The 10,386-nt window shown below is 72.5% G+C and carries 8 protein-coding genes; 3 read left to right on the forward strand and 5 right to left on the reverse strand.

Annotated elements, in window-relative coordinates; genetic code table 11:
• Positions 1 to 37: 37 nt before the first annotated feature.
• Positions 38 to 1,396 carry an MATE family efflux transporter gene (locus N787_RS06165; RefSeq protein ID WP_052575198.1) on the reverse strand — a complete coding sequence of 453 codons (1,359 nt, stop codon included), beginning with the start codon at positions 1,394 to 1,396 and terminating at the stop codon, positions 38 to 40.
• Between the two features lie 59 nt (positions 1,397 to 1,455).
• On the opposite strand from N787_RS06165, the gene N787_RS06170 reads away from it, so the two are divergent.
• On the forward strand, positions 1,456 to 2,646 hold the full coding sequence (locus tag N787_RS06170; protein WP_034211717.1) for a DUF3667 domain-containing protein: 1,191 nt from the start codon (positions 1,456 to 1,458) through the stop codon (positions 2,644 to 2,646).
• 6 nt (positions 2,647 to 2,652) lie between these two features.
• On the opposite strand, the gene N787_RS14260 is transcribed toward N787_RS06170, so the two are convergent.
• Both N787_RS14260 and N787_RS14265 read right to left on the reverse strand, forming a co-directional pair.
• Positions 2,653 to 3,315 carry a DUF3106 domain-containing protein gene (locus tag N787_RS14260; protein WP_052575199.1) on the reverse strand — a complete coding sequence of 221 codons (663 nt, stop codon included), beginning with the start codon at positions 3,313 to 3,315 and terminating at the stop codon, positions 2,653 to 2,655.
• Entirely contained in the window at positions 3,305 to 4,198 is an 894-nt protein-coding gene (locus N787_RS14265; protein ID WP_052575200.1) for a sigma factor-like helix-turn-helix DNA-binding protein, read from the reverse strand. Before N787_RS14265 ends, N787_RS14260 begins: the two co-directional genes overlap by 11 nt.
• Before the next feature lie 423 nt (positions 4,199 to 4,621).
• On the opposite strand from N787_RS14265, the gene N787_RS06185 reads away from it, so the two are divergent.
• Positions 4,622 to 6,814, forward strand: coding sequence for a primosomal protein N' (locus tag N787_RS06185; RefSeq protein WP_034211718.1), 2,193 nt, complete (start codon positions 4,622 to 4,624; stop codon positions 6,812 to 6,814).
• A 34-nt stretch (positions 6,815 to 6,848) separates the two neighbouring features.
• Here N787_RS06185 and N787_RS06190 read toward each other — a convergent pair whose 3' ends face one another.
• Positions 6,849 to 8,510: a histidine kinase gene (locus N787_RS06190; protein ID WP_034211719.1), complete on the reverse strand. Its 1,662-nt coding sequence runs from the start codon at positions 8,508 to 8,510 to the stop codon at positions 6,849 to 6,851.
• Between the two features lie 109 nt (positions 8,511 to 8,619).
• On the opposite strand from N787_RS06190, the gene N787_RS06195 reads away from it, so the two are divergent.
• Positions 8,620 to 9,240: a response regulator transcription factor gene (locus tag N787_RS06195; protein ID WP_034211724.1), complete on the forward strand. Its 621-nt coding sequence runs from the start codon at positions 8,620 to 8,622 to the stop codon at positions 9,238 to 9,240.
• A 90-nt stretch (positions 9,241 to 9,330) separates the two neighbouring features.
• On the opposite strand, the gene rpoH is transcribed toward N787_RS06195, so the two are convergent.
• Entirely contained in the window at positions 9,331 to 10,206 is an 876-nt protein-coding gene (gene rpoH, locus N787_RS06200; RefSeq protein WP_034211731.1) for an RNA polymerase sigma factor RpoH, read from the reverse strand.
• Positions 10,207 to 10,386: the final 180 nt, after the last annotated feature.

The raw sequence follows: 10,386 nt of genomic DNA on the forward strand, positions 1-10,386 counted from the left end.
GCCAGCATACCCAGCCGGGGTGAAGACCGCATGCGCCTTACGTCACCCGGACCGGCGCCAGGGGCCGGCGCGCCAGCCGCCAGAAGCGCCAGCCCAGCAGGCCGGCCGCGACGCTCAGGCCCAGGATCAGGCCGGTCCACAGCCCGGGCGCACCCTGTCCCTTCACCAGGCCGAACCAGTAGCCCAGCGGCAGCCCGACGCCCCAGTAGGCGAGCACCGTGATGAACATCGGGACGCGGGTGTCCTTGAGCCCGCGCAGCGCGCCGGCCGACATCGCCTGCAGCCCGTCCGGGTACTGGAACACCGCGGCGTAGGCCATCAGCAGCCCCGCCAGCGCGATCACCGCCGGATCCTGCGTGAAGAAACCGGCGAGCCACACGCCCGCGAACACCAGCACCAGTGCCGACAGCGTCTGCGCCACCATCGCCAGCGTGTAGCCGGCCGCCGCCGACCAGCGCACCGCCGAGGGATCGCCGGCCCCGACCGCGTGGCCAACCCGCACCGTGGTCGCCATCGCCACGCCCAGCGGCACCATGAAGCACAGGCTGGCCATCAGGATCGCGACCTGGTGCGCCGCGATCTGGGTCGTGCCCAGCTTGCCGATCAGCAGCGCGGTGGCGACGAACAGGCTGCCTTCCATGAAGACGGACACACCCATCGGCAGCCCGAGCCGAAGCAGGTCGCGGATCGGCGCCCAGCGCGGCGGATCGAAGCGGGCGAACAAGCCGAGGTCGGCGAAGCGTCGCGAATGGAACAGGTAGCTGCCCAGCGCCGCGCACTGGCAGTAAAGCGTGATCGCCACCGCGTAGCCCAGGCCCGCCGCCCCCATCTGCAGCCCGAACATCAGGGCCCAGCCCAACGGCGCCAGCAGCACCAGCCCGGCGATGCCGAAGACCATGGTCGGCAGCGTCCAGGCCACGCCTTCGCTGAGGTTGCGCAGGCAGAAGTACAGCGCCAGCCCCGGGGCGCCCCAGCTGATCGCGCGCAGGAAGGCCACGGCTTCGGGCCGCGCCTCGGCGGTGATGCCCATCGGCTCCAGCGCCAGCGCGCCGGCCCGCACCACGAAGAACAGGCCGAAGCCCAGGGCCAGCGCCAGCCACGCTGCCTGCCGGAACACCGGCCCGATCTCGGCCCGGCGCCCGGCGCCGTTGAGCTGCGCCACCGTCGGCGGCACCGCCATCAGTACGCCGATGCTGACCAGGATCACCACCGACCACACCGCGCTGCCAACGCCGACCGCGGCCAGCGTGACCGGGCCATGCCGGCCGGCCAGCAGCGTGTCGATGATGTTCATCGCCATGGACGACACCTGCCCGAGCACCAGCGGCAGGGCCAGCAGGAAGCTGACGCGCATCTCGCGCAGCAGGCGCGCGACGCGGGTTTCGGAGTGACTCATGGGGCGATGCCAACCGGCGGAGGACCGCTATATTAGCGGCTGCCGCCCCGGAGCCCCGCATGACCACGGAAACCACCCCGTCCCCCGACGCCGCCCCGGCGCGCCGCTGCCAGAACTGCGGCGAAGCCCTGCTGGGCGAGCACTGCTACGCCTGCGGCCAGCCGACCAAGGGCCTGGTGCGGCACTTCAGCTCGATCATCGGCGACTTCATGGACTCGGTGTTCGAGCTCGATTCGCGCATCCTGCGCACGCTCGGCCCGCTGCTGTTCCGCCCCGGCTACCTCAGCGACGAGTATTTCGCGGGGCGCCGCGTGCGCTACGTCAGCCCGGTGCGGCTGTTCGTGTTCCTGAGCCTGTTCGCGTTCTTCGCCGCGCAGCTGAGCTTCCAGATCGACAACACCCCGCGCGATGCCGCCGAGGTGCGGCTGGGCGACGAAGGCGACGTGGTCAACGAGGGCTTCGGCGAGCGGATGCTCGCGGCCGACACCGTTGCCAAGGTCGAGCAGATCCGCGACGAGGCGCTGGCCGAGGTCACGGCGGCGCGGGACGAATCCAAGGGCGTGCCGGGCGTGTCGATCGGCCTGGACATCGCCGAGAAGGCGGTGAAGAACGAGGCCGATCGCCGGATCGAGGAGATCCGGGAGAGCGAGCGCACCGGCAAGCCGCTGCCGGTGACGCGCGAGGACACCGGCACCATCAGCTTCAACGGCACGCCCTGGGACCGGGAGAAGAACCCGCTGGTCATCGGCTGGCTGGGCGAGTCGGGCAACGCCAGGCTCAACGGCTATGTCGATCGCGCGCAGGGCAACATCAAGCGCATCCAGGACGACCCGAACCTGCTCAAGGACGCCTTCCTCTCGACGGTGCCGACCACGCTGTTCGTGCTGCTGCCGCTGTTCGCGGCGCTGCTGAAGGTGGCGTACGTCTTCAAGGGCCGGCTGTACATGGAGCACCTGATCGTGGCGCTGCACAGCCACAGCTTCCTGTGCGCGGGGCTGCTGCTGGTGCTGCTGCTCGACGCGATGGCGGGCTGGGCCAGCGGCCTGGGCTGGCTGCCCGCCAGCATCCGCATCGCCGAGGTGGCGCTGGTGTGCTGGATGCCGGTCTACCTGCTGCTGATGCAGAAGCGCGTCTACCGCCAGGGCTGGATCATGACCCTGCTCAAGTACACGCTGCTGGGTACCTGCTACCTGGTGCTGCTGAGCTTCGGCGCGACCGCGAGCCTGCTCGCCAGCCTCGTCAACCTGTAAGCCGGCTCAGCGGCCGAGGCGCTCGCGCACCAGCGCCTCGCGGGCTTCCGGGGGCGCGGCCACCAGCGTGCGGCGAAGCTCCTCGCGTTCGCTGGCCGGCAGGCGCCGCGCCAGGATCGCGAGGTCCGCGCGGGTGGCCGGCGTCAGTTCCCGCAGCAGCGCGCGCAGGGCGGCGCGCTCGCCTTCCGGCACGAAGGCGAACAGCGGCCGCAGTTCGGCGAAGCCGCCGCCGACCTCGGGGCCCAGCCACCAGTCCTGGCGCTGGTCCGAGGGCAGCTGGTCGAAGGCGGCGCGCAGGGCCTGCTGCTGCTCGGGCGACAGCGCGGCGAAGCGGGCGGCGACGGCGCGCACCTGCGCACGCTCCGCATCGGACAGCGCCAGCCAGGCCGCGAACGGTCCGCGGCGGCGCGCCTTCTCGGCCGGCGGCAGCGCGTCCCATTCACGGACGCGTTGGCGCAGGGCCTCGCGCGAGGCCGCGTCCAGCGCCGCCCAGTGCGCAGCGTTCGCCCGCAGCCTCGCCCGGGTGTCGGCATCCAGCGCCGGCCACGACGAGGCCAGCGGCGCCAGCAGCTGGCGCTCTTCCAGCGGAAGCGACGGGAACGCCGCCAGCGGGGCGACGACCAGGGCCAGCACCAGGCCCAGCGCGCGGGCGCTTCGGTCAGGGCGCATCGTCGGCCTCCGGGTCGGGGGTGGCTTGTTCGGCGGCCCCGAGGGCGGCGTCGGCTTCGCCCGAGGCCAGCCAGCTGAGCAGGGCCAGGTCGGCGGCCAGGGCTTCGTCCCCGGGCGCCGCGATCTGGGCGAAGTCGGGATGGGTGACCAGGTCGGCGTCGCTGCCGGCCGGCATCGGCGCGGGCGCGGGCTCGACCGGCAGCGCCTGCACGCCACCCGGCGCCAGCGCGGGCGTTTGCGGCCAGAAGGTGGCGGCGAAGGCCAGCGCCAGCAGCGCGAGCGCGATCCAGGCCAGGCGCCGGCGCCAGGGCGACGGCGGCGGCGGCACGACCGGCCCGGGTTCCGGCGCGTCGCGCAGGACGCGGGCGCGCAGTTCCGCCAGCGCCTCGGCGCGTTCCGGGGGCAGCGTCTTGACCTGCCGGTGCAGGCGCTCGCGCAGGGCGCCCAGCACGGCGTAGCTGACGCCGGCGTCGCCCAGCTGCTGCAGCGCCCGCTGCAGGGCGAAGCGGTAGGTGGGCTCGCTGACGCCCAGCACCTGGGCCGCGTGCGCGAAGTCGAGGCCGGCGACGATCCGCAGCAGCAGCGCGGCGCGCGGCCCGGAGCTGAGCGCACCGAGCTCGGGGATGTCGCTCTGGCCCTCGGCCAGCTCGGCCTGGGCCACCAGCAGGGCCCAGAAGGCCGCCGGCCAGGCCGAGAGCGGGCTGTGCGCGGAAACCTCGCGGAACGCCCGCATGGCGCGCCCCAGGGCGGCCTGGGCGACCTCGTCGCGGCCGCACTGGACCTGCACGAACACGAACGCCCGGCGCTCGATGCCGCGCAGGAAGGCGGACAGGGCGGACGAGGCAGGGGCGGGGGAGGCGGGGGTCGGGGCAGCGGAAGGCACGCCGCATTCTATCGAACCCGTCACAGTCCGGGCCGGTTGACAGGGCCGAAAACCCTGCTCCGCCAAGCCCGGCGCGGCTTCCGGCGTGAAACGTTGTGCACAGCGCCAGACGGGGCGGCCATCGGCGGCCCGGAACCGCCGTGAAGGCCGTGATGACTGATTTGTGATTGCCGTAACCCGTTGATTGGAAAGCACTATGACGGCTTGGTTAAAAAATCGCCAACCCAGCCCAAGCGCCCTTGGCGTGGGGGGTGCGCAAGCTTCCTCCAAGCCTCTTCCACAGAGTTATCCACATGCGGTGTGGATAAGGAGGATTCGGTTTGATGAACAGTAGCTTAGGGGCGTTTCCTGATGTCCCGGACAGCAATAGTGCGCAAGTGGGGCAAGCGGTCTTCCTACAGGGCCACAGGCTAGACTGACGGCATGCCGTCGACCCCCGACACCGCGCTGCGCATCGCCCTGCCGGTCCCGCTCCCGCGCGCGTTCGACTACCGGCCGCCGGCCGGCATGGACGTGGACGCCGGCTGGATCGGCTGCCGGGTGCGGGTGCCGTTCGGACGCGGGGACGGCGAGCAGGTCGGGGTGGTGGTCGGCGTCGGGCCGGCCGAGGGCGGCGGCGACGGCCTCAAGCCGGTGCTGGAGCGGCTGGACGCGGCGCCGCTGCTGGGCGGCGAGCTGTTCGAGAGCCTGCGCTGGCTGGCCGGCTACTACCACGCCCCGCTGGGCGAAGTGCTGGCCACGGCCCTGCCCGGCCCGATCCGCGCGGGCCAGCCGCTGCCCGAGACCGCCCGGCACGGCTGGGCGCTGACGCCAGCCGGCCTGGCCGCCGCCGCCGCGCCCGGGCGCGACGGCAAACCGCGCCGGCTGCTGCTCCAACTCGCCGAACGCCCGCTGGGCGAGGACCTGCTCGACCAGCAGGCGGAAGACTGGCGCGCCGCCGCCCGCGCGCTGGCCGAGCGCGGCCTGGCCGAGCGCCTCGTGCTGGCGGGCCGCCCCGAACCGGCGCCCGCCCTGCCCGGCCCACCCCTGATGCCGGCGCAGGCCCAGGCGCTGGCCGCCCTGCGCGAGGGCGAAGGTTTCCGGCCCTGCCTGCTCGAAGGCGTCACCGGCAGCGGCAAGACCGAGGTCTACCTGCAGGCCATCGCCGACTGCCTGGCCGCCGGCCGGCAGGCGCTGGTGCTGGTGCCCGAGATCGGGCTGACGCCTCAGGCGCTGGCGCGCTTCCGCAGCCGCCTGGGCGTGCCGGTGCTGGCCTACCACTCGGGCCTGGCCGACGGCGAACGCGCGCGCGCCTGGACCGCGATGCTGCGCGGCGAGGCGCGGGTGCTGGTGGGCACGCGCTCGGCGGTGTTCTGCCCGCTGCCCGAGGCCGGCCTGATCGTGGTGGACGAAGAGCACGACGGTTCGTACAAGCAGCAGGACGGCATCCGCTACCACGCCCGCGACCTCGCCCTGGTGCGCGCCAGCAAACTCGGCGTGCCGGTGCTGCTCGGCAGCGCCACGCCCTCGCTGGAAACCCTGCACAACGCCCTCTCCGGCCGCTACCGGCACCTGCGGCTGGGCCAGCGCGCCGGCGGCGCGCGGCCGCCGGCGGTGCGGGTGGTCGACATCCGCAAGCGGCCGCTGCGCAACGGGCTGTCGGAAGACCTGCTCGAGGCGGTCGGCCGCTGCCTGGCGCGCGGCGAGCAGGCGCTGGTGTTCAAGAACCGCCGCGGCTACGCGCCGGTGCTGATCTGCCATGACTGCGGCTGGAGCGCGCACTGCAAGCGCTGCGACGCCGCCATGACCGTGCACGCCGGCGGACGGCGACTGATCTGCCACCACTGCGGCGCGCGCGCCACGCCGCCAAATGCCTGCCCCGACTGCGCCAGCCTGGCGCTGCAGCCGCAGGGCGCCGGCACCGAGCGCATCGAGGAGGCGCTGGCCGAACGCTTCCCCGAGGCGCTGATGATCCGCGTCGATCGCGAGACCACCCGCCGTCGCGACGCCATCGAGAAACACCTGGCCGATTTCGGCGACCGCTCCGGCATCCTGGTCGGCACCCAGATGCTGGCCAAGGGCCACGACCTGCCGCGGCTGACGCTGGTGGCGGTGGTGGGCGTGGACGAAGGCCTGTTCAGCGCCGACTTCCGCGCCGGCGAAAAGCTCGCGCAGCTGCTGATCCAGGTCGCGGGCCGCGCCGGCCGCGCCCAGCTGCCGGGCGAAGTGCTGCTGCAAACGCACCACCCGGAGCATCCGCTGCTCAACACCTTGCTCGCGGGCGGCTACCCCGCCGTCGCCGCGCTGCAGCTGGCCGAGCGCGAAGTGGCGCAGTTCCCGCCTTACGCGCACCTGGCGCTGCTGCGCGCCGAAGCACCCACCGAGGGCGACATGCAGGGCTTCCTGCGCGAGGCGCGCGAGGCCTTCGTCGCGCGCGAGGGCGTGCAGCTCAACGGCCCGATGCCCGCGCCGATGGCGCGCCGCGCCGGCAAGGCGCGCGGCCAGATCCTGCTCGACGCGGCCCAGCGCGCGCCGCTGCATGCCGCCCTGCACGACTGGCTGCCGAAGCTGCAGGCGCTGAAGTCGGCCCGCCGCGTGCGCTGGTCGCTCGACGTCGACCCTACCGACCTCTACTGAAGGCGACCCGCCGGGCCTGGCCCGATCGATGGACTCAGCGACGGAGCGGCTGGCGCAGCATCGCGTGCACGCGCAGGCCCGGCTTGCGCTGGCTGATCACGAGGCGGCCGCCGAGCGCCAGCACGCGGTCCTGCAGGCCGGACATGCCGTTGCCCGGGCGGATCTGCTCCACGCGGCCCTGGCCGTCGTCGCGGATGTCGAGGAACAGGCACAGCTGGCCGTCGCGCGCGCTGACGCGCAGCCGCAGCGTGCAGCGCGAGGCGCGGGCGTGGCGCACGACGTTGGTGATCGCCTCCTGCGCCACGCGGAAGGCCGCCACCCGGTAGACCGGGTTCAGGCGCGCCAGCAGCCGGGCATCGCCCTCGAGCCGGGTCTCGAACACCAGGCCGGCGTCTTCGGCCAGCCGGCGCAGGCTGCCGCGGTCGATCGCGCCGAACAGGCCCAGCTCGTCGAGCGCCGCCGGGCGCAGCGAATCCAGCACGCGGCCGATGTTCTGCTGCATCAGCCGCGTGATCTCGAGCAGGCGATCGACCACGCCCACGCGGCCGGCGGCGGCGAGGTCCGGCGCCGACAGCTTCAGGTGGGTCTGCAGCGCGGCCAGGTTCTGGCCAAACTCGTCGTGCAGTTCGCCGGCCAGGCGGTGGCGCTCGCGCTCCTCGACCTTGAGGTTGCGCAGCGCCGCCTCGTGCAGCTCCTCCGCCAGGCGCAGCTGGTGGCGCTTGGCCTGCGCCAGCTCCCCGGCCTGCTGCCGCAATCCGTCCACCGTGGCGCCGAACATCAGCGCCATGGCCCCGGCGATCGCGATGAACAGCTGCAGCCACACGGGCCACTGCGCGGCAAAGCCAAGGTGGTCCTCGAGCGCGATCAGGGTGCTGGCCGACCACAGCGACAGCGCCGCGCCGCGCCAGCCGTGCCGCATCGAGAACACCACCACCGCCACCAGCACCAGCATGCGCAGCAGCTCGGCCAGCGCGTTGGAGTCGCGCGCCAACGCCACCAGCACCAGCAGGCCGATGAAGAACGGCGCCAGCATCATCGCCTCGCCCAGGATGCGGCGCGAACCCCTGCGGTGGCGCGCTTCCACGCACCACGCCCCCAAGGGCACCACCAGCAGCATGCCGATGAAGTGGCCCAGCAGGTTCTTGACGAAGAAGAAGGCCAGCAGCGAAACGTCGGTGCCCAGGCGCTGGGTGTCGACCAGCAGCGCCAGGCGCAGGTCGCTGACGCTGCCTTCGTTGAGCACGTAGGCCAGGTCCTTGCCCGCCAGCAGCGCCGCCGCGACCAGGGCCGCGGCCAGGAAGCGCTCGATGCCCGCCACGCTGGCCAGCGCCAGCGGCCGTACATTGGCGCGGCACAGCAGCGCGACGCCGGCGATGGCGAGGAAGGGTTCGGCGAAATTGCCCAGCAGGAACGATCCGGCGTCGTGCCAGTAATGCAGGAAGCCGCCCTCGACGCCGTTGCGCCAGCCCACCAGCATGCCGTTGAGGCAGCGCACCACGATGGTGACGACGATGACCGCCGGCCACTGCCGGCGCGGCAGCAGCCAGAGCACGAGGAACAGCAGGCCGGTCGCCACGTGCCAGTGCAGGAACCCCAGCACCAGCAGCAGCCAATAGCCGATGCCATGGGCCAGCACCGCGACCCAGGCGGGCCAGGACGCGGTTCCGGGGGCGGGAGGGGAAGGCGCCGCGTGCATCCGCGGATTGTCCGTACGCAATCGGGGCGCGTACAAGGACTCCGGTCACACTAAGAAAAAATCTCACCCCGGGGTTCGGCCGAGACGCGGAACTGTCAAACTCCGCGCCATGATCCGCGTCCTCCTCATAGACGACCATGCCATCGTCCGCGAGGGCTTCAAGCGACTGATCGAGAGTTCCCCCGGATTCCTGGTGGTGGCAGAAGCCCGCAACGCCGACGAGGCACTCTCGGCGCTCGAACGCGTGTCCGCCGACATCGCCGTGGTCGACATCAGCCTGGGCGACGGCGCCAGCAGCGGCCTCGACCTGATCGCCCTGCTGCGCGACCTGATGCACGGCCTGCGCTGCGTGGTGCTGAGCATGCACGACGATTCCGGCCTGGTGCTGCGCGCGCTGGAGCAGGGCGCCCGCGGCTACTTCACCAAGGCGGTGGCCGCCGACGAACTGCTCGACGGGCTGCGGCGCATCGCCGCCGGCGAAGTGGTGCTGAGCTCGGACCTGGCGCCGCCGGTGTCGAACCCGGTGCCGCTGCTGACGCCGCGCGAGCGCGCCACCCTGCGCGGGCTGCTTTCGGACCGCCCGCCAAAGGCCATCGCCTACGACCTGGGCATCAGCGACAAGACCCTGTACCGGCACCGCGCCAACCTGATGGAGAAGCTCGGCGCCCGCAACGCCACCGAGCTGGCCCGCATCGCCCGCGAGCGCGGCCTGCTGGCCGACCTGGGCTGAGCCCGGCCGACGGGTCCGGCCGCCCCCTTCCGGGCCCTGAAACGACGACGGCCCCTCGCGGGGCCGTCGTTCACTGCATCGCCGCGCGGATCAGGCCGCGAACAGCGCCCGCATCTTCTTCAGCGCATTGGCCTCGACCTGGCGGATGCGCTCGGCGCTGACGCCGTACTCGTCGGCAAGCTCCTGCAGCGTCGCCTTGGGCTCGCCCAGGAAACGGCGCTTGAGGATGTCGCGCGAACGCTGGTCGAGGCCGGCCAGGCCCTCGCGCAGCAGCTCGAGCTGGTCGTCCTCGTGGCTCTCGCGCTCGTAGGCCATGGCCGGGTCGTCGCTGGCGTCGCGCAGGTAGGCGACCGGCGACGGCGGGGCGTTCTCGTTGTCCTCGTCCGGCGCGTCGAAACCGACGTCGCGGCCGCTCAGGCGCGACTCCATCTCCAGCACTTCGCGCTTGGAGACGTTGAGGTCCTTGGCCACCGCGGTGACCTCGGCGTCGTTCATCCAGCCCAGGCGCTTCTTGCTCTTGCGCAGGTTGAAGAACAGCTTGCGCTGCGCCTTGGTGGTGGCGACCTTGACGATGCGCCAGTTGCGCAGGATGAACTCGTGCATCTCGGCGCGCACCCAGTGCACGGCGAAGGACACCAGGCGAACGCCCTGGTCGGGGTCGAAGCGCTTGACGGCCTTCATCAGGCCGATGTTGCCTTCCTGGATCAGGTCGCCCATGCCGAGGCCGTAGCCCTGGTAGCCGCGGGCCACGTGCACGACGAAGCGCAGGTGCGAGACGACCAGGGCCTTGGCGGCGTCGAGGTCTTCCTCGTCGCGGAAGCGGCGCGCGAGGTCCTGCTCCTCTTCGACGGTGAGCACGGGCACGCGGTTGACCGCGGAGATGTACGCGTCCAGCGAACCGAGCGCACTCGGGATCGGCAGGTTGTTCGCGATCAGGGCGGTGGTGGTCATGCGTTCCTCTTTCATGGGCCGGAGTTTAGCACTCGGCCTGTTGGAGTGCTGAATAGGCCAAAAGTTCCCTGTCCGTCCCATGAATGGAACAGCCAATCCCCTGGCGACGTTCCTGTTCTGGGGGCCGCCCCGCCGGGTTCAAGGGCCCGGGCGAGTCGGCCAGGCTTCGGCCGGGGCCGGGGCCGGGGCCGGGGC

Source organism: Arenimonas metalli CF5-1 (genome assembly GCF_000747155.1).
GTDB classification, from domain to species: Bacteria; Pseudomonadota; Gammaproteobacteria; order Xanthomonadales; family Xanthomonadaceae; genus Arenimonas; species Arenimonas metalli.